Source organism: Streptomyces sp. NBC_00414, from assembly GCF_036038375.1.
In the GTDB taxonomy this organism is placed as follows: domain Bacteria; phylum Actinomycetota; class Actinomycetes; order Streptomycetales; family Streptomycetaceae; genus Streptomyces.
This window is the reverse complement of sequence record NZ_CP107935.1, coordinates 2341114-2364738: the sequence shown is the minus strand read 5'-3', so window position 1 is coordinate 2364738 and position 23625 is coordinate 2341114. Positions and strand designations below refer to the sequence as shown.

At 69.8% G+C, this 23625-nt stretch carries 22 protein-coding genes and 2 pseudogenes; 11 read left to right on the top strand and 13 right to left on the bottom strand.

The features are described 5' to 3' along the window. Together OHS59_RS10160 and OHS59_RS44525 are read left to right on the top strand one after the other, a co-directional pair. Positions 1-501, top strand: a complete 501-nt coding sequence (locus OHS59_RS10160) for a methylated-DNA--[protein]-cysteine S-methyltransferase (RefSeq protein WP_328499150.1) — start codon at positions 1-3, stop codon at positions 499-501. Between the two features lie 113 nt (positions 502-614). Continuing rightward, positions 615-695, top strand: a pseudogene (locus tag OHS59_RS44525) (cinnamyl alcohol dehydrogenase); the annotation flags it as partial. Here the strand turns inward: OHS59_RS44525 and OHS59_RS10155 are convergent. Beyond that, a complete protein-coding gene (locus OHS59_RS10155; protein WP_328493058.1) occupies positions 680-1108 on the bottom strand; it encodes a hypothetical protein in 429 nt (142 codons plus the stop codon). The pseudogene OHS59_RS44525 and the gene OHS59_RS10155 overlap by 16 nt on opposite strands. On the opposite strand from OHS59_RS10155, the pseudogene OHS59_RS10150 reads away from it, so the two are divergent. Continuing rightward, a pseudogene (locus OHS59_RS10150) lies at positions 1064-1297 on the top strand (DUF6584 family protein); the annotation flags it as partial. The gene OHS59_RS10155 and the pseudogene OHS59_RS10150 sit on opposite strands and share 45 nt — an antisense overlap. Before the next feature lie 114 nt (positions 1298-1411). Here the strand turns inward: OHS59_RS10150 and OHS59_RS10145 are convergent. Next, a complete protein-coding gene (locus tag OHS59_RS10145; protein ID WP_328493057.1) occupies positions 1412-2152 on the bottom strand; it encodes an SIR2 family NAD-dependent protein deacylase in 741 nt (246 codons plus the stop codon). A 52-nt stretch (positions 2153-2204) separates the two neighbouring features. After that, positions 2205-2696 carry an NUDIX hydrolase gene (locus OHS59_RS10140; RefSeq protein WP_328493056.1) on the bottom strand — a complete coding sequence of 164 codons (492 nt, stop codon included), beginning with the start codon at positions 2694-2696 and terminating at the stop codon, positions 2205-2207. A 169-nt stretch (positions 2697-2865) separates the two neighbouring features. Here OHS59_RS10140 and OHS59_RS10135 point away from each other — a divergent pair, with 169 nt between their 5' ends. Continuing rightward, complete coding sequence (locus tag OHS59_RS10135; protein WP_328493055.1) at positions 2866-3120, top strand: hypothetical protein; 255 nt, start codon at positions 2866-2868, stop codon at positions 3118-3120. A 143-nt stretch (positions 3121-3263) separates the two neighbouring features. Then, positions 3264-4430 carry a glycerate kinase gene (locus tag OHS59_RS10130; RefSeq protein WP_328493054.1) on the top strand — a complete coding sequence of 389 codons (1167 nt, stop codon included), beginning with the start codon at positions 3264-3266 and terminating at the stop codon, positions 4428-4430. Positions 4431-4647: 217 nt separating this feature from the next. On the opposite strand, the gene OHS59_RS10125 is transcribed toward OHS59_RS10130, so the two are convergent. Then, complete coding sequence (locus OHS59_RS10125; RefSeq protein WP_328493053.1) at positions 4648-5850, bottom strand: PucR family transcriptional regulator; 1203 nt, start codon at positions 5848-5850, stop codon at positions 4648-4650. 214 nt (positions 5851-6064) lie between these two features. Here OHS59_RS10125 and OHS59_RS10120 point away from each other — a divergent pair, with 214 nt between their 5' ends. The 5 genes from OHS59_RS10120 to OHS59_RS10100 are packed head-to-tail and all read left to right on the top strand — an operon-like array spanning position 6065 to position 11065. Then, positions 6065-6871 (top strand): ABC transporter ATP-binding protein, encoded by an 807-nt coding sequence (locus OHS59_RS10120; RefSeq protein ID WP_328493052.1) that lies wholly within the window; start codon positions 6065-6067, stop codon positions 6869-6871. Positions 6872-6881: 10 nt separating this feature from the next. Further along, positions 6882-7787, top strand: a complete 906-nt coding sequence (locus OHS59_RS10115) for an ABC transporter ATP-binding protein (RefSeq protein ID WP_328493051.1) — start codon at positions 6882-6884, stop codon at positions 7785-7787. Then, positions 7784-8674: a branched-chain amino acid ABC transporter permease gene (locus tag OHS59_RS10110; protein WP_328493050.1), complete on the top strand. Its 891-nt coding sequence runs from the start codon at positions 7784-7786 to the stop codon at positions 8672-8674. The genes OHS59_RS10115 and OHS59_RS10110 overlap by 4 nt, the downstream gene beginning before the upstream one ends. Beyond that, positions 8667-9797, top strand: a complete 1131-nt coding sequence (locus OHS59_RS10105; RefSeq protein WP_443061414.1) for a branched-chain amino acid ABC transporter permease — start codon at positions 8667-8669, stop codon at positions 9795-9797. The genes OHS59_RS10110 and OHS59_RS10105 overlap by 8 nt, the downstream gene beginning before the upstream one ends. Further along, positions 9794-11065 carry an ABC transporter substrate-binding protein gene (locus tag OHS59_RS10100; RefSeq protein WP_328493049.1) on the top strand — a complete coding sequence of 424 codons (1272 nt, stop codon included), beginning with the start codon at positions 9794-9796 and terminating at the stop codon, positions 11063-11065. The genes OHS59_RS10105 and OHS59_RS10100 overlap by 4 nt, the downstream gene beginning before the upstream one ends. Positions 11066-11269: 204 nt before the next feature. Here the strand turns inward: OHS59_RS10100 and pssA are convergent, their stop codons facing one another. The 9 genes from pssA to OHS59_RS10055 form a co-directional block, all read right to left on the bottom strand. After that, positions 11270-12088: a CDP-diacylglycerol--serine O-phosphatidyltransferase gene (gene pssA / locus OHS59_RS10095; RefSeq protein ID WP_328499148.1), complete on the bottom strand. Its 819-nt coding sequence runs from the start codon at positions 12086-12088 to the stop codon at positions 11270-11272. 22 nt (positions 12089-12110) lie between these two features. After that, positions 12111-12767: a phosphatidylserine decarboxylase gene (locus tag OHS59_RS10090; RefSeq protein ID WP_107016765.1), complete on the bottom strand. Its 657-nt coding sequence runs from the start codon at positions 12765-12767 to the stop codon at positions 12111-12113. Between the two features lie 170 nt (positions 12768-12937). Beyond that, complete coding sequence (locus OHS59_RS10085) at positions 12938-14143, bottom strand: acyl-CoA dehydrogenase family protein (RefSeq protein WP_328493048.1); 1206 nt, start codon at positions 14141-14143, stop codon at positions 12938-12940. A 2-nt stretch (positions 14144-14145) separates the two neighbouring features. Continuing rightward, the gene (locus OHS59_RS10080; RefSeq protein WP_328493047.1) at positions 14146-14658 is read right to left on the bottom strand and encodes a MaoC family dehydratase; all 513 of its coding nucleotides are present in this window, start codon (positions 14656-14658) and stop codon (positions 14146-14148) included. Between the two features lie 91 nt (positions 14659-14749). Next, positions 14750-15724, bottom strand: a complete 975-nt coding sequence (locus OHS59_RS10075; RefSeq protein ID WP_189775253.1) for an HpcH/HpaI aldolase/citrate lyase family protein — start codon at positions 15722-15724, stop codon at positions 14750-14752. Further along, on the bottom strand, positions 15721-17769 hold the full coding sequence (locus tag OHS59_RS10070) for a protein meaA (RefSeq protein WP_328493046.1): 2049 nt from the start codon (positions 17767-17769) through the stop codon (positions 15721-15723). Before OHS59_RS10070 ends, OHS59_RS10075 begins: the two co-directional genes overlap by 4 nt. Positions 17770-17778: 9 nt before the next feature. After that, the gene (ccrA, locus tag OHS59_RS10065; RefSeq protein WP_328493045.1) at positions 17779-19116 is read right to left on the bottom strand and encodes a crotonyl-CoA carboxylase/reductase; all 1338 of its coding nucleotides are present in this window, start codon (positions 19114-19116) and stop codon (positions 17779-17781) included. Between the two features lie 397 nt (positions 19117-19513). Then, a complete protein-coding gene (locus OHS59_RS10060; RefSeq protein WP_328493044.1) occupies positions 19514-20329 on the bottom strand; it encodes a TetR family transcriptional regulator in 816 nt (271 codons plus the stop codon). A gap of 190 nt (positions 20330-20519) precedes the next feature. Beyond that, on the bottom strand, positions 20520-22343 hold the full coding sequence (locus OHS59_RS10055) for a 3-hydroxyacyl-CoA dehydrogenase family protein (protein WP_328493043.1): 1824 nt from the start codon (positions 22341-22343) through the stop codon (positions 20520-20522). Between the two features lie 422 nt (positions 22344-22765). On the opposite strand from OHS59_RS10055, the gene OHS59_RS10050 reads away from it, so the two are divergent. Further along, positions 22766-23365, top strand: a complete 600-nt coding sequence (locus tag OHS59_RS10050; protein ID WP_328493042.1) for an adenylosuccinate lyase — start codon at positions 22766-22768, stop codon at positions 23363-23365. Positions 23366-23625: the final 260 nt, after the last annotated feature.

The window sequence follows — 23625 nt, the reverse complement described above, 5'->3', positions numbered from 1 at the left end:
CTGAAGCAGCACACCGTCGTCGACAGCCCGTACGGCCCGCTGACGCTGGTCGCCACCGACGGCGTCCTCTCCGGGCTCTACATGACGGACCAGCGCCACCGTCCGCCCGAGGAGAGCTTCGGCGAGCCGGACGACACGCCGTTCGGGGAGACGACCGAGGAGCTACGGGCCTATTTCGCCGGTGAGTTGAAGGACTTCTCCGTCCAACTGCACTTGCACGGAACCCCGTTCCAGCAGTCGGTCTGGGCAGAGCTTCGCAGGATCCCGTACGGCGAGACCCGTTCGTACGGTGAACTCGCGGACGCCCTCGGCAATCCGAAGGCGTCGCGGGCGGTGGGTCTCGCCAACGGCAAGAACCCGCTGGGGATCATCGTGCCCTGCCATCGCGTGGTCGGCGCGGACGGCAGCCTCACGGGCTACGGCGGCGGCCTGGAACGCAAGCAGCGACTCCTGGACTTCGAGCGGGGAGAACGGCGGGAGCGGAACATGTCTCTCTTCTGAGCCGCCTCGAAGCCGCTACCGGCTGCTACGGCAGACCCCAGGCTGCCCCCGGTTCACTGACGGCGACGGGTGCGATGACGAGGTCGGGCCGTGTGCCGGAGTGGACGAGCACCTACTTCAAGAACGGCGCCTACAACCACGGTTCCGGGCGCGCCGAGGCGCGCTTCCGTAACATCCGCTACTGGACGAAGTGACCGCCAGGCACGCGGGCGACAGGCTCTCGCCGGCTTGAGATCCCGAGGTCAGGCACCGCGGGGCAGTGGCGACGGCCGAACTGCACGTCGCCACACGGAAGTCCGGGCGTGCGAACTGCCGACGCGGTGTCTGCTCGGGCGCCGGTGAGGACCAGTCGCCCGTCTTCTCCTGCTGCGACGACGCGGACCGGCAGAGCGCTCTCCTCGTCGAAGCGCGGGGTGAAGAACGGATCGAGCTGAATCAGGAAGGCGAAGCTCTCCCGATCCTCCGGGGGCAGGGGAGGATCGAGAATCGCATCGCACGTCCAGTCCCCGCCCACGACACGAACCTCGACTCGAACACCGGCCCTGCGCAAGCACGTTGACCGATTGGCCCACCACTCAAGCGTCGCGATGCCCTCGTAGCTGTCCATCGTCCAAGTATCGCTGGCGGAAGGGCGGAAGGGTTCCCGCACGACCTGACGCTCCGCCGCCGACTGGCCGAGGTGTACCGGCTCCACGGCGACGCCGCCGAGGCGGGCCGCTGGACGTACCTCGAAGAGGACCGGACCGCCGACGAGACCGCCGCCTTCGAGGCGCGGTACGGGTCCGTCGGGTGGCGGCCCTTGTGTTCCTCGTGATCTGGGTGAATGGACTTTTCCACTGACTCATGTGCGCACGAGCCCGTCGTCCCTCTTGCTGGATGTTCCCGCCCGGGCGGGAACATGGGGACGTCGTCAGGAAGCGTTGTCGTCGGTGTTCAGTCCGTGCAGGAGCTTGGGCAGCGCCGTGCCGATCGGTTCCCGGATCAGCTCGTCGGCCCGGTCGTCGTACGGGGTCGGCTCGGCGTTGACGATGACGAGGCGGGCCCCGTGATCGGCGGCGACGCCCGCGAGGCCCGCCGCCGGCTGTACCTGGAGGCTGGTGCCGACGGCGACGAACACCTGGCACGCCTTGGTGATCGCGACCGATTCGGCCAGCACCACCGGGTCGAGCCGTTCGCCGAACATGACGGTTGCCGACTTGAGGATTCCGCCGCACTCCAGGCACGGCGGATCCGATTCCCCGGCCTCGACCCGGGAGATGGCGTCCTCCATCGGCCCGCGCGCATGACACTTCGTACACACGACACTCCGTGCGCTGCCGTGCAGTTCGAGGACCTTGCGGGCGGGCATCCCGGCGAGCTGGTGCAGCCCGTCCACGTTCTGTGTGATCACCCGGACCGGCACCCCGGCCCGTTCCAGCTCGGCCACGGCCAGGTGCGCCGCGTTCGGCTCCGCCCGCAGGGTCCGGTTCTCGCGCCGCATCTGCCAGGACCGCCGCCGGATCTCCGGATCACCCATGTAGTACTCGTACGTCACGAGCCGCTGTGCCTCGGGATCGCGCCGCCACACACCGTTGGGGCCGCGATAATCCGGGATCCCGGAGTCGGTGGAGATGCCCGCACCACTGAGGACGGCGACGAGAGGCTTGCTCATGTGGCGAGCGTAGGGCGCCCGACCGCGCGGGGCGAACCGATATCGGGGCGGGTCAGCCGACCCGGTCGCCGTTCTCCAGCTCCGCCGTTCCCGCGCCTTCCGTCAGGACGTCGAGCGCGGCGACCACACGGCGGCCCAGGGAGCCCGACATGTGCTGGGTGAGCTCCTCGCGCGGCACCAGCTTCCAGGACAGCAGCTCCGACTCCTGGAGGCGGATCGACTTGAACTGCTCCTCCACCAGGACTCCACCGTCGTACAGGTACGCCACGATCGGAGGCCGCTCCGTGCCGGGCACCCAGTCCACCGCGAGCAGCCTGCCGATCTCCAGGTCCAGGCCGATCTCCTCAAGGGTCTCCCGGTGGGCCCCCTGCCTCGGGGTCTCCCCTGCGTCCGACTCGACCGTGCCGCCCGGCAGCGCCCAGCCCTCGCGGTAGTTGGGCTCGACGAGCAGCACACGGCCCTCGGCGTCACGGAAGAGCGCGGCGGCGCCGACGAGCACACGGGGAAGGCTCGCGATGTACGTGGCGTAGTCAGGGATGGTCATCGGGCCAGCCTAACGAGATCGACTGAGGGCCTCGAAAGATCGTCAACGTGCAAGGGGCTTACACCCGGTGTGCCGAATTCCTGCCGGTCACGCCCGTTTTACGTATATCCGGCACCACGCCACATGAGAAGGTCATCAGGTTTTGTTCGTATTGCGCGTTTGGAGCCCCATGAAGTCGTTGAGTCGTACGACGGTCCTCGCGGCCGGTGCCGCCGCCGCGGTCGCCGCCGTCCTGTCCGGCACCGGTACCGCCTCCGCCCAGGCCGCTCCCGCCGATCCGCTGGTCAACACCGGGGACGTCGGCGTGCGGACCGGGGACCTCGATCTCCTGGAGGACGTGCTGGAGCACATCAGCATCCCGTTCGGGCACAAGGGAACGCTGACGCACCAGCTCTACGACTCGCGCGGCACCGACGCCGGCTGACCGGCCGCCGCCGTCCCCAGCCTGTCCGACCGCTGTCCGGGTCCTGAGAACCGCCCTGGGCAGCGGCCCCCTCCTGCGGTTAGGGTCGCAGCGGCGCGACTGCCTTGACGTGTGCAAGGCCCGAAGAGCAAGGGGAATCCAAGGTGGCGGACGCTGCAGTGAACCGGACCGGTAGCCAGATCCAGCGGGTACTCATCGCCGCGGACAAGTTCAAGGGCTCGCTCACGGCCGTGCAGGTGGCCGAGCGGGTCACGGCAGGGCTGCACCGGATCGCGCCACAGGTCGAGGTCGAGTCGCTCCCGGTGGCCGACGGCGGCGACGGCACCGTCGCCGCGGCGGTCGCCGCCGGGTTCGAGCGGCACGAGGTACGGGTCGCCGGGCCGCTCGGGGACGAGGTCACCGCCGCGTTCGCGCTGCGCGACGGGACCGCGGTCGTGGAGATGGCCGAGGCCAGCGGGCTGCAGCGGCTGCCCGCCGGAACCTTCGCCCCGCTCACGTCGTCCACGTACGGGTCCGGGGAACTGCTGCGGGCCGCGCTCGACGCCGGGGCGCGGACCATCGTCTTCGGCGTCGGCGGGAGTGCGACCACCGACGGCGGGGCCGGGATGCTGGCCGCGCTCGGGGCCCGGTTCCTCGACGAGGACGGCGAGCCCGTACCGCCCGGGGGCGGTTCCCTCGGGGAACTCGCCACGGCGGACCTGACCGGTCTCGACCCCCGGCTCGCCACCGTCGACGTGGTCCTCGCCAGCGACGTGGACAACCCGCTGACCGGGCCGAAGGGCGCGCCGGCGGTGTACGGGCCCCAGAAGGGCGCCTCGCCGGACGACGTGGCGGTGCTCGACGCGGGGCTCTCCCACTTCGCCGCGGTCCTGGAGAAGACCATCGGGGGCCGGGCGGCGGAGTATGCCGTCGCGCCCGGTGCGGGGGCCGCCGGCGGCATCGGGTACGGGGCTCTGGTGGGGCTGGGCGCGAGTTTCCGCCCCGGTATCGAGGTCATGCTCGACGTGCTGGGCTTCGCGGCCGCGCTGGAGCGGGCGACGCTCGTCATCACCGGGGAGGGGTCCCTGGACGAGCAGACCCTCCACGGGAAGGCTCCCGCCGGGGTTGCCGCCGCGGCGCGGGCCGCCGGCAAGGAGGTCATCGCTGTCTGTGGGCGGCTTGCCCTTGCTCCTGAGGCGCTCGGGCGGGCCGGGATTCGGCGGGTGTATCCGCTCACGGATGTCGAGCCCGACGTGGGGCGGTGCATCGCGGAAGCGGGCCCGATCCTGGAGGAAGTCGCGGAGCACATCGCCCAGGACTTCCTGACCTGACGGACCTGTTCTCCGCCCCCGCCGCCCCTACCCGTTCCCGTCCACGTCTCGGGGGCTCCGCCCCCGAACCCCCGGTCCTCAAACGCCGGACGGGCTGAAAGACGATCTTCAGCCCGTCCGGCGTTTGAGGACGAGCGCGCAGCGCGATACGGGGGCGAGGGGGCGAAGCCCCCATGCAGTGACGGGAAGGGTAGGGGTGGCGGGGGCGGGAAACGCCTCACCCCACCCCCGCCACCCCCGCCAACCGATACGCGTCCAACGCCAGCGTCATCTCGATCAGGTCCCGCGGCCGCGCCAACGACCGAGAGGTCAGCTGCTCCAACCGCCGCAGACGGTTGAACACGGTGTTCCGGTGGCAGTACAGCCGCCCCGCCGCCCGCCCCGCGGACCCCTCACAGCTGAGCCACGCGTCGAGCGTCTCCAACAGCACCGCCCGATCCGCCGGTTCGAGTTCCAGCAGCGAACCGAAGACGTCCGACACCAGCCGCCCGGCCAGCTCCGGCTGGCTGACGACGAGCGCCGTCGGCATCCGCTGATCGAGCCGTACGACGGCACTCGCGTCCGGCGGACACGTACGCAGCGCCAGCTCGGCGAGCCGCCTCGCCCGTCCGAGCTCGGCGAGCCCGGCGACGACGGGACTGATCCCGCCGGGACCGGAACAGCGCCCGTCGAGCGCCCGCGCCACCCCGTCGAGCCCCTGCCCGGCCGCGAGCGCCACCACCCCGACCTCGCAGTCCGCCCGCATCCGCCACACGAACCGCAGCCCCGCCCCCTCCACGGGCCGCCGGAACGGCTCACGGCGCTCCGAGCGCAGCACCACCACGGCGTACGGGCCCCGCTCGGGGAGGTCCAGGCCGGCCGCGGCCCTCGCCGCCAGGCCGGGCGCCTCCTGCCCCTCCAGGAGCGCGTCGAGCAGCGCCTGGAGCCGCTCGTCGGTACGCCGCCGCAGCTCCATCTCGGTCGCCCGGTACGCCTCGGTCGCCACCGCGGCCTGCGCGTCCACCGCGGACCACACCATCGTCGCCGACCGCATCAGCACGGCCAGCCGCTCCGGCTCCCGGCCGGCCGCCCCCTCCATCAGGGCGTCCCACACCAGATAGCCCGCGGAACGGTACGCATGGACCAACAGGTCCAGCGGCAGGCCTTGTTGGGCCCGTCGCCGCCCCGCGTCCTCCGCGTACTCCAGATCGCGGCGGGGCGAGTCACGGGGCGCGGAGATCGTCTCGATCCCGATCCGCATCGCCTCCTCCGCCTCCCGCCACTGCTGGTCGTACGGCAGGAACTCCCCGTAGACGGGTGAGTGTTCGGCCAGTTGTCGCATGTGCTCGTCGACCAGCTCCGGCAGCCGCTCCAGCAGTGCCGTGCAGGATTCGGCGAGCAGTTTCCAGTCATGACCGGTGCGCCTTCTGCGGGCTCCCATGGCCGGAGGATGCCACCCGTGGGCCACCCCGCACAGGCCCCTGACACGCGGTGTTGTGCGCGCGCACAACGCCTGCCCGCACCCGCTGGTCACCCGCAGCGATTCCCCCGCGCCCCGTGGACGGACGCCCCAGCCGGTGCTGTGGTGAGCGCCACACCGGCCGTGAACACGCCGGGTGCACGGCGAGCAGGAGCACGATGACTGGGGGAATGCCATGGGTGGTTCCGGGCTGGCAGTACAGGACCTGTCGGTCGGATACGGTCCCGTACGAGCACTGCGCCAGGTGTCTCTGGAGGTGCCCGAAGGGGCCGTGGTCACGGTCCTCGGCGGCAACGGCGCGGGCAAGTCGACCCTGCTGCGGGCCATCTGCCGGACCCTGTCCTTCCACGGCGGCGCGGTCACCGGCGGCACCGTCACCTTCGACGGCCGCCGCATCGACGGCCTCGCGCCGGACCGGGTGGTGGCCGCCGGGATCTCCCAGATCCCGGAAGGGCGGCGGGTGTTCGCCAGGATGAGCGTCGCCGACAACCTGCGGGCCGGGGCGCTCGGTGCCACCGGCGGCCGGGCGGAGCGGGCCGCCGCCCTGCGCCGCGTCCACGAGCTGTTCCCCGTCCTCGCCGACCGGGCCCAGCAGCACGCCGGCCTCCTGTCCGGCGGCGAACAGCAGATGCTCGCGGTCGGCCGCGCCCTGATGGCCACCCCGAGGATGCTGCTCCTCGACGAACCGTCCCTGGGACTCGCCCCGCTGATGGCGGCACGGATCGCCGAGACGGTACGGGAGATCAACGCCCAGGGCACCTCGATCCTGCTCGTCGAACAGAACGCCGCCCTGGCCCTGCGCCTCGCCACCCGCGCCTACGTCCTGGAGGTCGGCGAAGTCACCCTGTCGGGCCCCGCGGACGAACTGGCCGCCTCCGACGAGGTGCGCCGCCGCTACCTGGGCGTGGTCGACGAGGACGCGGCGGCCGACGCCGAGCTGGCCCGCGCCTCGCACCCGGCGCTGACCCGATGGAAGGGGTGAGCACATCACCATGACGAACGACGCGCAGTCACAGCGCACTTCACCCACGTCCGGACCCGGGCCGGGCACCGGACCGGCAGCCGACTCCGGTGCCGGCACCGACGTACCACCGCTGCATGTACGGGACCTGACCGTGCGCTTCGCCGGACTGACCGCCCTGGACGCCGTGAACTTCACCGTGCGCCCCGGCACCGTCCACGCCGTCATCGGCCCCAACGGAGCCGGCAAGTCCACCTGCTTCAACGTGCTGTCCGGCGTCTACCGCGCCACCGAAGGCAGCGTCCGCTTCGGCGAGCACGAACTGACCGACATGCCTCCGCACCGCATCGCCGGTCTGGGCGTCGCCCGCATCTTCCAGAACCTCGCCCTGCCACCGCTCGCCACGGTCGAGGACAGCCTCCTGCTGGGCCGCCACCGGCTGACCCGCACCGGCTTCCTCGCCGCGGGCCTGAGGCTTCCCGCGGCGGCCCGTGAGGAGCGCCGTCATCGCGAACGCGTACGGGAGATCGCCGAGTTCGTCGGCATCTCGTCCTGTCTCGGCCGTCCGGCGGGCTCCCTGCCGTACGGGCAGCAGAAGCTCGCCGAACTCGCCCGCGCCCTGTGCATGGAGCCCCGCCTGCTGCTCCTGGACGAGCCGGTCGCGGGCATGACCGCCGACGAGCGGATCCGGACGTCCGCCGTGATCGCGGGAGTCCGCGACAGCCTCGGCATCTCGATCGTCCTGGTGGAACACGACATGGGGGTGGTGATGCGGCTCGCCGACGCGGTGACCGTACTCGACTTCGGGCGCCGGATCGCGGACGGCGCCCCCGCCGACGTACAGAACGATCCGGCGGTCGTACGCGCCTACCTGGGGGAGCGCTCCGAGGAACCCGAACGGGCCGGGCGCTCCGACGAAGAGGAGACCACGTCGTGAGCACCTTCGCCGAACTCCTCCTCAACGGACTGTCGATGGGGTCGGTCTACGCCCTCATCGCACTCGGCTTCGTGGTCATCTTCCGGGCCACCGAGGTCGTCAACTTCGCCCACGCCTCGCTGCTGCTGGCCGGTGGATACATCACCGCGGTCCTCCACGACGACATCGGTTTCTGGCCCGCACTGCTGGTCGGGATCGCCGGGGCCGCACTGGTCGGGGCGGCCGTGGAGTTCCTGGTGATGCGCCGCTACCGGGGTTCCGACCACAGCGTCCTCGCCATCGTCACCATCGGCGTGGACATCCTGCTCACCACGGAACTGACCCGCCGGATCGGCACCGACGTGCTGCCCCTCGGCGATCCGTGGGGCGACGACGTCCTCACCATCGGCTCCATCTCGCTGGCCCACACGCGCATCGCCGCCTTCGTCACCGCGGGCCTGCTCATCACGGCCTTCCTGCTCACGTTCCGGTACACCTCCTGGGGTGTCGCCATGCGGGCCGCCGCCGAGAGCACGGAGACGGCCGCGCTGATGGGCGTACGGCTCGGACGGGTGTCGCTCGGGGCCTGGGCCGTGGCGGGCGGACTCGCCGCCGTGGCCGCCCTGTTCCTGACCGTCTTCCCCACCCCGGGCCTGGAGAGGGCCACCTCGCTCGCCGCCCTCAAGGCCTTCCCGGCCGCGATCCTCGGCGGCCTCGACTCCACGACCGGAGCGCTCGTCGGAGGCCTGATCGTCGGCGTCACCGAGTCCCTCGCGACCGGCTACCAGAGCGAACTGTCCTTCCTGGGCCGGGGGTTGGGCGACGTCGCCCCCTACCTCGTGATGACCGTGATCCTGCTCATCCGGCCCTCCGGGCTGTTCGGCACCAAGGAGCTGGCCCGTGTCTGAGACACCCGTGTCCGAAGCCCCCGTGTCCGATAAGCCCGCGCCCGAGGCCCCCGCCCGACGCCTGCGGTCCACCATCCGCACCCGTACGTACGTCTGGGCCGCCGGCGCCCTCCTGCTGCTCGCCCTGCCCTTCTACCTGGACCGGTTCTGGCTCCAGGCGGGCCTGTTCGCGATGGCCGCGGCGATCGGCGCGATCGGCCTCAACCTGCTCACCGGCTCCACCGGCCAGCTCTCCATGGGGCACGCCTTCTTCCTCGCGGTCGGCGCGTACGGCTACTGCGTGTTCGCCGCGGACGGCGGTGACGGGCTGACCGGCCTCGGCCTGCCGACCTGGCTCGCGGCCGTCCTCGCCGTCCTGGTCGCGGGCCTCGCCGGCGGCCTCTTCAGCCCCATCGCGGGACGCCTGCGCGGCGCCTACCTGGGCATCGCCACCCTCGCGCTGATCTTCATCGGCCAGCACGTGCTGTTCAACGCCAAGGACCTCACCGGCGGCTTCAACGGCCGTGACGTACCGCCCCTGAGCCTGTTCGGGCTGACCTTCGACGACAGTGAACTCCTCGTCGCCAATGTTCCGTTCGGCTCCGCTGAGAAGCTCTGGTACGCGGCGCTCGTCCTGCTCCTCGGCTGCGCGCTCTTCGCCCGCGGGGTACTGCGGGGCCGCCCCGGACGCGCCATGAACGCGATCCGCGACCACCGCATCGCGGCCGGCGTCATCGGCGTCCCCGTGGCCCGCTACCGGTCCGCGGTCTTCGTCCTGTCCTCGATGTACGCGGGCCTCGCGGGCGTTCTGCTCGCCCTGGTCTTCCAGCGGACGGTGCCGGACTACTTCGGCATCACGCTGTCGCTCGAATACCTCGCCATGATCGTCATCGGCGGGCTCGGCTCGGTCTCGGGGGCGGTGATCGGCGCGGTGTTCGTCTCCGTGCTGCCGCAGCTGCTGACCCGCTACAGCGATGCGCTGCCCCTGGTCTCCGCCCCCGGTACGGGCGGGATCGCACCGGGGGAGGCATCCCGGTACCTCTACGGCGCCGCCATTGTCGTGGTGGTGCTCTTCCTTCCCGGCGGCCTGGTCAGGGTGGCCGCCGGACGACGCTTCAGGACCGATCCAGGGGAGGAACGATGAGCACGATGAACGCGACCTACACGGTCAGGGTGACCGCAGGAGCGCTCGCGGCGCTGTTGCTGCTGTCCGGCTGCAGCTCCAAGGCCAAGGACGACGACAAGGGCGACACCGCCGCGGGAGAGGTGAAGACCGGTGAGGGCATCTCCGGCAAGACCATCTCGCTGGGCGCCCTCACCGACATGACAGGGGTCTACGCGACCCTCGGCAAGAGCGTCACCCAGGCCCAGCAGCTCTATGTGAAGCAGCTGAACGCCGACGGGGGCGTGTGCGGCTACAAGGTCCAGCTCACGGTCCGCGACCACGGCTACGACCCGCAGAAGGCCCTCTCCGGGTACACCGAGCTGGCGCCGAAGGTGCTCGGGTTCGCCCAGTTCATCGGCTCGCCGTTCGTCGCCGCGGCCAAGCCGCGCATCGACGGACAGGACAAGGGCCTGGTCCTGCCGCAGGCCTGGTCGTCCGCCCTGCTCGGCAGCCCCTACATCCGGGTCATCGGATCCACGTACGACATCGAGACGATCAACGCCGTCGACTTCCTGATGAAGGAGAAGGGCCTCAAGAAGGGCGACAAGCTCGGGCACGTCTACTTCGAGGGCGACTACGGCGAGAGCGCGCTGACCGGCTCCAAGCACATCGCGAAGGAGGCCGGGCTGACCGTCGTCGAGCAGAAGATCAAGCCGACCGACAACGACATGACCGCGCAGGTCGCCGCCCTCAAGAAGGCCGGCGTCAAGGCGGTCGTGCTCAGTGCGGGCCCCCGCCAGGCGGCCTCCCTGGTCGGTGTCGCCGCGGCCGGCGGCTTCAACGTCCCGATCATCGGCAACAACTCGGCCTTCGCCCCGCAGCTCCTGGCCACCCAGGCGGGTCCGGCCCTGGAGAAGAACTACTGGGTGGCCTCGCCCTCGCTCCCCATCGGCGCGGACACCCCGGGCGCCAAGAAGCTGGTCACCGACTACAAGAAGGCGTACCCCAAGGACTCCCTGGACAACGGTGTGGTCGCCGGCTGGACGGCCGCCGCCGCGTTCGGCGAGGCCCTGAAGAAGGCCTGCGAGTCCAAGGACCTGACCCGGGAGGGCGTGGACAAGGCCCTGCTCACCATCGACGCCCTGGACACGGGCTTCGGCATCCCGCAGAACTTCACCGACCCCAAGGCGTCCTCCTCCAAGGAGAGCGTCATCCTCCAGCCCGACAAGTCGGTGACAGGCGGCATGAAGGTGGTCCAGGAACCGGCGGCCTCAACGGTGGCGGAGTCCTACACCCCGAGCGCCTGACACCCTGCGGGGCCCCGTCAGGGGCCCTTTCAGGGGTGCGGGGAACTGCGCGGGCAACCCCCACGCACCCCCACTCCGAAGCACAAGGCCCCACGCATCCGCACTCCGAAGCACAAGGCCCCACGCATCCGCACTCCGAAGCACAAGGGAAGGGCCCCGAACCAAGAGGTTCGGGGCCCTTCCCCTGTGCACAGGCGGTAAGAACTAGGGCAGCTGCGCCGCCCTGGCCTCTCGCCGGTTGTCCCTGAAGTTGTTCACCCGACGAGCCGTGGCGAAGAGGGGAATCACGGCCCCCATCACCAGCTGCAACGCACACCCGGTCTGCAGCAGCAGCTGCCCACCGGGCGCTTCGAAGGCCCAGGAGGCCAGCAGCGCCATGCTCAGCACGATCCAGGAGAGCATCGCCACCGCGAGCCGCCCCCGCGGCTTCGGGTACTCGACCCGGCTCACCATCAGCCACGCGGTACCGATGATCGCCATGAGCGTGGCGACGAACGGCAGCTCAAGCAGCACGATCGAGACGACCGTCAGCGCACCGAACGGCGACGGCATGCCCTGGAAGGTGCCGTCCTTGACGGTGACGCACGAGAATCTGGCCAGTCGGAGCACGACGGCCAGCAGGACCACGATCGCCCCCACCGCCGCCACCCGCTGGTGCGCGTCGTCGGCGACCATGCCGTAGACGAGCACGAAGTACGCCGGCGCCAGACCGAAGCTGATCAGGTCCGAGAGGTTGTCCAGCTCCGCGCCCATGGGTGAGGAGCGCAGCTTGCGGGCCACCAGGCCGTCGAACAGGTCGAAGACCGCCGCGCACAGCATCAGGATCACGGCGGTGGCGGCACTGTGCCGCGCCATGCCGGACTCCTGGCTGCCCGTGAGGTGCGGGATCAGGATGCCTGTGGTGGTGAAGTACACCGCCATGAAGCCGCACGTGGCGTTACCGAGGGTGAGCGTGTCCGCTATCGAGAGGCGGAGAGAAAGGGGCATCTCCTCCTCGTCGTCGAGCTCGTCGGCCTCCGGCACCCAGCCGGTCTGCGTCTCGGGATCAATCACGGTCAATGCGAGTCACCCCCGCCACGGTCTTCTGACCGACCTCCACGTCGACCTCCACGCCCTCGGGGAGATAGATGTCGACGCGCGACCCGAAGCGGATCAGCCCGATCCGCTCGCCCTGCTCGACCTTCGTGCCCTGCGGGATGTACGGCACGATGCGCCTCGCGACCGCACCGGCGATCTGGATCATCTCGATGTCGCCGAGCTCGGTGTCGAAGTGCCAGACAACGCGCTCGTTGTTCTCGCTCTCCTTGTTGAACGCCGGAACGAATCCGCCGGGGATGTGCTCGACCGACGTCACCGTGCCGGAGAGAGGCGCGCGGTTGACGTGGACGTTCAGCGGGCTCATGAAGATCGCGACGCGGGTGCGCCCGTCCTTCCACGGCATGATGCTCTGCACCACACCGTCGGCGGGCGAGATGACCCGGCCCTGGGTGATCTCGCGCTCGGGGTCGCGGAAGAACCACAGCATGCCCGCCGCAAGAGCGGTGGCGGGTACGGCCACGGCCTTGGCGGCGCCGGACTTGCGCGCGCGTACCAGGCTGAGGGCTGCGGTGGCGACGGTCGGGAGGAGCCACGGCGATGCTCCGCGCGCAAGACGTACGCCGGCCAGGCTGTCGCGTGGTGCAGAGGTTTGGCTGTGGGGCATGGATGACCTTCGTAGCGGATGATGCCGCGCTGTGACTGGGGACGGCGGCTTTCCCGGGATCGTACCGGTCGCGGGCCACAACTGGGTAAGCCAGGAAGCCGAGTCGGTGTCCGAAGAGCGCTGACGGGGTGTGATCTTCTTCTCGATGAAAACACCCCGAATCGGTATATCTAACCCTGGAGTCGATACTCTTCGAGCAGCCTGCGTCCGATGATCATTTTCTGGATTTCGGCGGTACCTTCACCGATGAGCAGCATCGGCGCCTCGCGGTAGAGGCGCTCGATCTCGTACTCCTTTGAGAAGCCGTAGCCGCCGTGGATCCGGAAGGCGTCTTCCACGACCTCTTTGCAGTACTCGGAGGCGAGGTACTTCGCCATCCCTGCTTCGAGGTCGTTTCGCTCCCCGGAGTCCTTTTTGCGCGCCGCATTGACCATCATCGCATGGGCGGCCTCGACCTTGGTAGCCATCTCGGCCAGTTTGAACTGGATCGCCTGGTGCTGGGCGATCTGCTTGCCGAAGGTGTGGCGCTGCTGGGCGTAGGAAACGCCCAGCTCAAACGCACGCTGAGCGACACCGCAACCACGCGCGGCCACGTTGACGCGGCCCACTTCGACGCCGTCCATCATCTGATAAAAACCTCGGCCGGTGGTGCCGCCGAGCACGCGATCGGCCGGAATGCGCAGGCCATCCATGATCAGCTCGGTGGTGTCGACCCCCTTGTAGCCCATCTTGTCGATCTTCCCGGGGATGGTCAGGCCGGGACGGACCTCACCGAAACCGGGCTCCTTCTCCACGAGGAAGGTCGTCATCGACTTATGGGGCGCGGTGCCCTCGGGGTGGCCTTCGTCACTCTTCACGAGAACGGCCACGAGAGTCGACGTACCGCCGTTCGTGAGCCACATCTTCTGGCCGTTCAGGACATATTCGTCGCCGTCCTTCACCGCCTTGGACGTGATGGCCGACACGTCGGAGCCGAGCGCCGGCTCGGACATGGAGAACGCGCCGCGCACGTCGCCCGCCGCCATGCGCGGAAGGAAGTACTCCCGCTGCTCCTGCGTGCCGTGCTGCTTGAGCATGTAGGCCACGATGAAATGGGTGTTGATGATGCCGGAGACCGACATCCAGCCGCGCGCGATCTCCTCCACGCACAGCGCGTAGGTGAGGAGCGACTCACCCAGACCCCCGTACTCCTCGGGGATCATCAGGCCGAAGAGGCCCAACTCCTTGAGACCGTCGACGATCTGCTGGGGGTACTCGTCGCGGTGCTCCAGCCCGGTCGCGACCGGGATGATCTCCTTGTCGACGAAGTCCCGTACGGTCGACAGGATCTCCCGCTGGATGTCGGTCAGACCGGCGGTCTGGGCGAGTCGCGCCATGGCTACTTCTCCTGCTCCTTGAGCTGGGGGCGGCCGGGCTGTTCGCCGCCGCGCTCCTTGATGTACGTCTCGGTGGGGACCATCACCTTGCGGCGGAACACACAGACCAGCGTGCCGTCCTGCTTGTAGCCCCTGGTCTCGACGTACACGATCCCGCGGTCGTTCTTGGACCGGGAAGGTGTCTTGTCGAGGACCGTGGTCTCGCCGTAGAGCGTGTCGCCGTGGAAGGTCGGCGCGACGTGCTTCAGCGACTCGACCTCCAGGTTGGCGATCGCCTTGCCCGAGACGTCGGGGACGGACATGCCGAGCAGCAGGGAGTAGATGTAGTTCCCCACCACGACGTTCTTCTTGAAGTCCGTGGTGTTCTCGGCGTAGTTGGCGTCCATGTGGAGCGGGTGGTGGTTCATCGTGAGCAGACAGAAGAGGTGGTCGTCGTACTCGGTGACCGTTTTCCCGGGCCAGTGCTTGTAGACGTCGCCGACGGTGAACTCTTCGTAGGTACGGCCGAACTGCATGGTCTCGCCCTCCGGGCTGGTATGCCCCCAGGCCCCTGCGGGGTCTGGGGGATGAGGGTTTTTTTGTGTGTTCCGAACTGCCTGGCCCGAGTCAGGCGGAGGGCGCTTCGAACTTGGACGTGCGCTGCAGGCCCGCGGCGCGGCCCTTGCCGGAGATGACGAGGGCCATCTTGCGGCTTGCCTCGTCGATCATCTCGTCGCCGATCATCGCGGAGCCCTTCTTGCCGCCGGCCTCGGACGTGTAGTAGTCGTACGCGTCCAGGATCAGCTCGGCGTGGTCGAAGTCCTCCTGGGACGGCGAAAAGATCTCGTTCGACGCCTCGACCTGGCCCGGGTGCAGCACCCACTTGCCGTCGAAGCCGAGGGCCGCGGCGCGCCGGGCGACCTCGCGGTAGCCGTCGACGTTGCGGATCTGCAGGTAGGGGCCGTCGATCGCCTGGAGGTTGTTGGCGCGGGCGGCCATCAGGATCTTCATCAGGATGTAGTGGTAGGCGTCCGCCGGGTAGCCGGGCGGCTGCTCGCCCACGACCAGCGACTTCATGTTGATCGACGCCATGAAGTCGGCCGGGCCGAAGATGATCGTCTCGACACGCTGGGAGGCGGTCGCGATCTCGTTGACGTTGTTCAGACCCTTGGCGTTCTCGATCTGCGCCTCGATGCCGATCTTGCCGACCTCGAAGCCCATCGTCTTCTCGATCTGCGTCAGAAGCAGGTCGAGGGCCACCACCTGCTGGGCGTCCTGGACCTTCGGCAGCATGATGCAGTCGAGGTTGGGGCCCGCCCCCTCGACGACCGTCACGACATCGCGGTACGTCCACTCCGTCGTCCAGTCGTTCACGCGCACGACCCGCGTCTTGCCCGTCCAGTCGCCCTCGTTGAGGAACTTGACGATGGTGTGCCGCGCCTCGGGCTTGGCGAGCGGCGCGCACGCGTCCTCAAGGTCCAGGAAGACCTGGTCGGCCGGAAGGCCCTGCGCCTTCTCCAGGAAGCGGGGGTTCGAGCCGGGCACGGCCAGGCAGGAGCGCCGCGGGCGCAAACGGTTGACCTGGGGAACAGGGCTGGTCATGCGGGGACCTCCAGAGGGTCGAGCTTGTTCGCTTTCCGGATCTCGTCGACGATACGGCCGATGATTCCCGTGATGTCGAAGTCCTTCGGGGTGAAGACGGCGGCCACTCCGGCGGCCCTGAGCAGCTCGGCGTCGGCGTTCGGGATGATCCCGCCGGCGATCACCGGGATGTCGGCGGCGCCGGCCTCGCGCAGCCGCTCCAGCACGTCGGGCACCAGCTGGGCGTGCGAGCCCGACAGGATGGACAGGCCGACCCCGTGGACGTCCTCGGCGACGGCCGCGGTCACGATCTCCTCGGGTGTCAGCCGGATGCCCTGGTAGACCACCTCGAAGCCGGCGTCACGGGCCCGTACGGCGATCTGCTCGGCGCCGTTGGAGTGCCCGTCCAGGCCCGGCTTGCCCACCAGGAAGCGGAGCTTGCCGACACCCATGTCCCGAGCGGTGAGTTCCACCTTGCGGCGGACCGCCGCCATCGCGGTGCCCTCCTCGGCGGTCACCGCGACGGGCGCGGACGACACACCGGTGGGGGCGCGGAACTCGCCGAACACCTCGCGCAGGGCACCGGCCCACTCGCCGGTCGTGACTCCGGCACGGGCGCACTCCAGGGTGGCCTCCATGAGGTTGCCGGTGCCCTTCGCGGCCTCCTTCAGCCGGTCCAGCGCCTTGCACGGGCGCGGGTGGTTGAAGGGGGGCTGGTAACGGGTGTCGCGCCACTGCGTGAGGGCCGCGGTCACCCGGGCCTCGACCGCCGGGTCGACCGTCATGATCGCGGCGTCCAGGTCGGCGGTGAGCGGGTTGGGCTCGGTCGACTCGAAGATGTTGACGCCGATGATCTTCTCGTCGCCGGACTCGATACGGGCCCGGCGCTCGGCGTGCGACGAGACGAGCTGCGACTTCAGGTAGCCCGACTCGACGGCCGCCATCGCGCCGCCCATCTCCTGGATCCGGTCGATCTCGGCGAACGAGTCCTCGATCAGCTGGGAGACCTTCGCCTCGACGACGTGCGAGCCCTCGAAGATGTCGGCGTACTCCAGCAGGTCGCTCTCGTAGGCGAGCACCTGCTGCATGCGCAGCGACCACTGCTGGTCCCAGGGCCGGGGCAGCCCCAACGCCTCGTTCCAGGCGGGCAGTTGGACGGCACGCGCGCGTGCGTCCTTCGAGAGGGTCACGGCCAGCATCTCCAGCACGATCCGCTGGATGTTGTTCTCCGGCTGGGCCTCGGTCAGTCCGAGGGAGTTGACCTGGACCCCGTACCGGAACCGGCGGTGCTTGGGGTTCTCGATGCCGTACCGCTCGCGCGTGATCCTGTCCCAGATGCGGCCGAAGGCCCGCATCTTGCACATCTCCTCGACGAAGCGGACGCCCGCGTTCACGAAGAAGGAGATACGGGCGACCACGTCGCCCTTCTGCTCCTCGGCGATCTGGCCGGACGCGAACACCGCGTCGAGCACGGCGATCGCGGTGGACATCGCGTACGCGATCTCCTGGACCGGAGTGGCTCCCGCCTCCTGCAGGTGGTAACTGCAGATGTTGATCGGGTTCCACTTGGGGATGTTGTTGACCGTGTAACAGATCATGTCCGTCGTCAGACGGAGGGAGGGCACCGGCGGGAACACGTGCGTGCCCCGCGACAGGTACTCCTTCACGATGTCGTTCTGGGTCGTCCCCTGGAGCGTGGTGATGTCCACACCCTGCTCCTCGGCTACGACCTGGTAGAGCGCCAGCAGCCACATGGCGGTGGCGTTGATGGTCATCGAGGTGTTCATCCGGTCCAGGGGGATGTCCTGGAACAGCCGGCGCATGTCACCGAGGTGCGACACCGGCACGCCGACCCGGCCGACCTCGCCGCGGGCGAGGATGTGGTCCGGGTCGTAGCCGGTCTGGGTCGGCAGGTCGAACGCGACCGACAGACCCGTCTGCCCCTTGGCGAGGTTGCGCCGGTACAACTCGTTGGACGCCTCGGCGGTGGAGTGGCCCGCGTAGGTCCGCATCAGCCACGGCCGGTCCTTCTCGGGCCGCCCCTGCGGCGTCTGGCGCTCTGTCATCTTCGGACCTCAGATGTTCCGGAAGCGGTTGATGGCGTCGACGTGCTGGGCGCGCTTCTCCTCGTCGCGCACGCCGAGGCCCTCGGTGGGCGCCAGTGCCAGGACACCGACCTTGCCCTGATGGAGGTTGCGGTGCACGTCGAAGGCGGCCTGCCCGGTCTCCTCCAGCGAGTACACGCGGGAGAGCGTCGGGTGGATCTTGCCCTTCGCGATGAGCCGGTTGGCCTCCCAGGCCTCGCGGTAGTTGGCGAAGTGCGAGCCGATGATCCGCTTCAGGGACATCCACAGGTAGCGGTTGTCGTACTCGTGGTTGTAGCCCGAGGTGGACGCGCAGGTGACGATCGTGCCGCCCTTGCGGGTGACGTACACGGAGGCGCCGAAGGTCTCGCGGCCCGGGTGCTCGAAGACGATGTCCACGTCCTCGCCGCCGGTCAGCTCGCGGATGCGCTTGCCGAAGCGCTTCCACTCCTTCGGGTCCTGGTTGTGCTCGTCCTTCCAGAACCTGTAGTCCTCGGCGTTGCGGTCGATGATCGCCTCGGCGCCCATCGCCCGGCAGATGTCCGCCTTCTGCGGGCTGCTCACCACACAGATGGGGTTGGCGCCGCCGGCCAGCGCGAACTGGGTGGCGTAAGAGCCGAGGCCGCCGCTCGCGCCCCAGATGAGGACGTTGTCGCCCTGCTTCATCCCGGCGCCGTTGCGCGAGACCAGCTGCCGGTACGCGGTGGAGTTGACCAGCCCGGGTGCGGCGGCCTCCTCCCACGACAGGTGGTCGGGCTTGGGCATCAGCTGGTTGGACTTGACGAGCGCGATCTCGGCGAGCCCGCCGAAGTTGGTCTCGAAGCCCCAGATGCGCTGCTCGGGGTCGAGCATGGTGTCGTTGTGCCCGTCGCTGGACTCCAGCTCGACGGACAGGCAGTGCGCGACGACCTCGTCGCCGGGGTGCCAGGCGTTCACGCCGGGGCCGGTACGCAGCACGACGCCCGCGAGGTCCGAACCGATGACGTGGTACGGCAGGTCGTGGCGCTTGGTCAGCTCGCTGAGCCTGCCGTAGCGCTCCAGGAAGCTGAAGGTGGACACCGGCTCGAAGATCGAGGTCCACACGGAGTTGTAGTTGACCGAGGAGGCCATCACGGCCACCAGGGCCTCGCCGGGGCCGAGCTCCGGCACCGGCACGTCGTCCAGGTGGATCGACTTGCGGGGGTCCTTGTCGCGGGTGGCGAGCCCGTCGAACATCTCGGTCTCGTCCTTGTGCACGGTGATCGCGCGGTAGGACTCGGGGAGCGGTAGCGCGGCGAAGTCGGCGGACGTGGCCGTCCGCGACTGGATCGCGTCCAGGATTTCCTTCACGGTGATGCCTCCGGCGATGAGCGTCCGAGGAGAACGCTGAGGGTTACGTCGGGGTGGACAGCTGCTGGGTGAGGCGTGCCGTCGGTTCGGCAGGGGGTGATGCTCGGCAGCGCTTTGTGGCGCGGAAGGTTGCCTGTGACGCAGGCGTCCGGGCTCGCAGGCCTTGGCTTGCGGGGACAGCCGGCGTACGAAGGATCTCTGCACGCCGGCCGCCCGGACAACTTCAACGTATGACACTGCGTGTCATCTAGCAAGGCACCGAGTGCCAACAATTTCTCTCACTTGTCATCTGCTGGTAACAGATGAGCGATGATCGATCAGAAGGGGTCGCAAAAGAGCATGAAAAAGGGGCACGACCCTGGTGGGCGTGCCCCTTCGGTGCTGCTGGGGAGGTCCGCTACGACCGTTCCTTGAGAGCCTGCTCGATCGTGCGCATCACCTGGTGCAAGGGGGCGTCGACCCGGGCGACGGTCACCAGGACCTCGCCCTCCACCGAGGCGGTGGACACGGGCGCCGAGTGCGCGGTGGTGTCCCGCCCGGCCCCGATCCCCGTACCGAAGGTCTTCCTGACGATCGCGAAGGCGTGGTCCAGCTGGGCCTCGACGTCCCCCTGGGCGCCCGCCCGCAGCCATCTGCGCAGCACGTGATTGTGGGCGGTGACCACGGCCGACGCGGCGACCTCCGCGAGCAGCGGGTCGTCGTTGGCGTCGTCGTCGTGGGCGTGCTCGTCGAAGTGGCCCAGCAGGTAGCGGGTGAACAGCCGCTCGTACCGCGCCACGGAGGCGATCTCCGCCTCGCGCAGGGTCGGCACCTCACGCGTGAGCTTGTAGCGCGAGACCGAGATCTCCGGCCGGCCCGCGTACATCTTCATGACTTCCTTGATCCCGCGGCACACCGTGTCCAGCGGGTGCTCGTGCGCCGGCGCGGCGTTGAGCACCGCCTCGGCCCGGATCAGGGTGTCGTCGTGGTCCGGGAAGATCGCCTCTTCCTTGGAACGGAAGTGCCGGAAGAAGGTGCGCCGGGCGACCCCGGCCGCAGCGGCGATCTCGTCGACCGTCGTCGCCTCGTACCCCTTCGTCGCGAAGAGCTCCATCGCGGCGGCCGCCAGCTCGCGGCGCATCTTGAGCCGCTGCGCCGCCGCGCGACCGCCCGCGGCGGTCTCCGGCACGTCGGACGCGGCTGGTGTACGGGAGGACTTGGCGGACTGGGACATGCCCCGAACGTACTGCATGTACGCGTCGGAGCGCTCATGACCGGGTCTTTCTCCACCGGGGCCCAGGGCCCCGGCACAGACGCCGGCGGGGTCGAGCAGCCCGCCCCAGTCCACACGCCCGCCTCCGGGCCGGTCCCCTGGTCCGGAGGCGGGCATGTCGGGCCTGTCCCCGGGCCCGCCCTGGTGCGGCTCAGCGCCGCGCATATTCGCGGAAGCCGCGGCCCGTCTTGCGGCCGAGGCAGCCCGCGGCCACCAGGTGCTCCAGGAGGGGCGCCGGGGCGAGCCCCGGGTCGCGGAACTCGCGGTGCAGCACCTTCTCGATGGCCAGTGAGACGTCCAGGCCGACCACGTCGAGGAGTTCGAAGGGGCCCATCGGGTAGCCGCCGCCGAGCTTCATCGCGGCGTCGATGTCGTCGAGCGTCGCGTAGTGCTCCTCGACCATCTTGATCGCGTTGTTCAGGTACGGGAACAGCAGCGCGTTCACGATGAAGCCCGCCCGGTCGCCGCAGTCCACCGGATGCTTGCGGATCTTCGAGCAGAGCCCGCGGACCGTGGAGTGCACGTCGTCGGCCGTCAGGACCGTGCGCACGACCTCCACGAGCTTCATCGCGGGCGCCGGGTTGAAGAAGTGCATGCCGATCACGTCCTGCGGACGCGAGGTGGCACGGGCGCAGGCGACGACGGGCAGCGAGGAGGTCGTGGTGGCCAGGATCGCGCCCGGCTTGCAGACCTTGTCGAACACCGCGAAGAGTTGCTGCTTGACCTCCAGGTCCTCGGCGACGGCCTCCAGCGCCAGATCCACGTCGGCGAAGGCCTCGTAGGAACCCGCCGGGGTGATGCGCTCCAGGGTCTCGGCGGCCGTCTCGGCGGTCATCCGCCCCTTGTCGACGGAGCGCGAGAGGGACTTGCCGATCCGGGCCCTGGCGGCTTCGGCCTTCTCCTCGGTGCGGGCGGCGAGGACGACCTCGTACCCGGCCTTCGCGAAGACCTCGGCGATGCCGGACGCCATGGTTCCGGAGCCCGCGACGCCCACCGAGCGGACGAGCCGACCGGTCGCCTCGGATCCTTCGGCGAGCGGTGTGAGCGCGTCCGGGACGACGGTCGCGCTGCCCGGGGCGTCGTACGTGTAGAAACCGCGGCCCGACTTGCGGCCGGTCAGACCCGCCTGGCTGAGCTGCTTCAGGACGGGCGCCGGCGCGTGCAGCCGGTCGTGCGACTCGGCGTACATGGCCTCCAGGACCGTACGCGCGGTGTCGACGCCGATCAGGTCGAGCAGGGCGAGCGGGCCCATGGGCAGGCCGCAGCCCAGCTTCATCGCGGCGTCGATGTCCTCGCGGCTGGCGTACTTCGCCTCGTACATCGCGGCGGCCTGGTTGAGGTAGCCGAAGAGCAGGCCGTCGGCGACGAAGCCGGGGCGGTCGCCGACGGCGACGGGCTCCTTGCCGAGTTCGAGCGCGAGGTCGGTGACGGCCGCGACGGCGCCCGGCGCGGTCAGCACGGACGAGACGACCTCGACGAGCTTCATCGCGGGCGCCGGGTTGAAGAAGTGCAGGCCCAGGACCCGTTCGGGGTGGGCCGAGTCGGCGGCCAGCCGGGTGACCGACAAGGCGTTCGTGCCGGTCGCCAGGATGGTCCCCGGCCGCACGACACCGTCCAGCTCCCGGAAGATCTGGTGCTTGATCTCGTACGACTCGGGGGCCACCTCGATCACCAGGTCGGCGTCGGCCGCCGCCCGCAGATCGGTGAAGGTACGGAAGCGGGCGAGGGTGTCGTCGCGTTCCTGCTCGGTGAGGCGCCCGCGCTGCACGGCACGGGCGGTCGAGGACTCCAGGGCGGTGACGGCCTGGGTCGCGGCGGCCTCGCTGACGTCGATGCCGACGACCTCGCGGCCGGCGCGGGCGAGGATCTCGGCGATACCGGTGCCCATGGTGCCGAGGCCGACGACGGCGACGGTCTTGAGGGGGGCCTCCGACGACAAGGACGGCTGGGAGGGGTCGGACAGGGGAGTGGCCATCGCGGGACTCCAGGAATGAGTGACGACTGAGGGACGCAACGGGTACGCACCGGGGTACGCCGACGGGCGCACGGAGTACGGAGGTCGCGGTGATGCCTGCGGGTGTCGCCGGGCTGCGAAGCGCACACGCCCGGTGCCGGTCGCGGGGGTTGGAGCACGAACCCGCGAAGCGGTGAGGTGAACCGACAGGCCCTGTCCCGGAGCCATGCCGTACTGAGGTACCTGAGGTACCGAACCGACCAGCTCCCTCACTGCCACGGGGGCGTGAGGGTTGTTCCCACGACGGCTGCGTCACCAGGCCGCCACGGGCAAGTCAACGAGTGGGTAACTCGCTCGATTGAGCTTAACCGGTGAGTAACGAGCGCGCCAGCCCGCCTTCCTGCCCGGTCCATGTGACCTACGTCGCCGATAGTCTCTGCGTCATGGACGAAGAGTTGCGATCGCTCACCCAGCGCTTACGGCAGGAGGCGGGCGCGATGGCGTCCCTTTCGTACGAACGACTGGCCGCGACCGGCGATCTCGACGAGCTGGCCGCCGTACTCATCGCTCCCGAACAGCCGCTCTGGGCGCGGGAACTGGCAGCCTTCCGGCTCGGTGTCGCCGGGGACCGACGGGCCTTCGAGGCGCTCGTCCTGCTGCTCAACCACCGGGATCCGCAGCGGTGCGCCTCCGCCGCCTATGCCATGGCCCGGCTGGGTGACCCGCGTACCGCCCGGGCGGCGGCGGCCCTCGCCACCAACGAGCTGCGGGTCGCCTATGCCCTGCATCCGGTGCGGCTGCTGGTCGAGCTGCGGGCGCCCGAGTCCGTGCCCGCCCTGATCACCACCCTGGCCCGCAGGTTCCGGCCGCACGATCCGTATCGACGGGTCGCTCTCGCGTGTGTGGAGGGGTTGGGGGTGCTGGGGGACGAGCGGGCCCGTCCCGTTCTGAACGAGGCGCTTGTCCGTCCGGAGTTGGCTCGGGCCGCTGCCGATGCGTTGCGGCGGCTGCCGGCGCAGAGGGTGCCTCCGGGGCGGGGGTGAGTGGGCCCTGCCGGGTCCCTGCCGGGAGGCGTGGTGGTGTGGGTGCGGGTCCGGTGGGGCTTGTTGCGCAGTTCCCCGCGCCCCTTGCGGGGTGGGGGCTGGGGTTGGGTGGTCTGCGCGGCGGTGGGGGCTGGGTGCGCACTTCCCCGCGCCCCTTACGGGGCACTGGTGGGGGTTGGTCGCGCGGTCGGCCCCTGTGGTGTGTTGGTGGGGCGGGGTCGCCGGGGGTTCGCCCGGCGGGAGACGGGCGACCGGCAGGC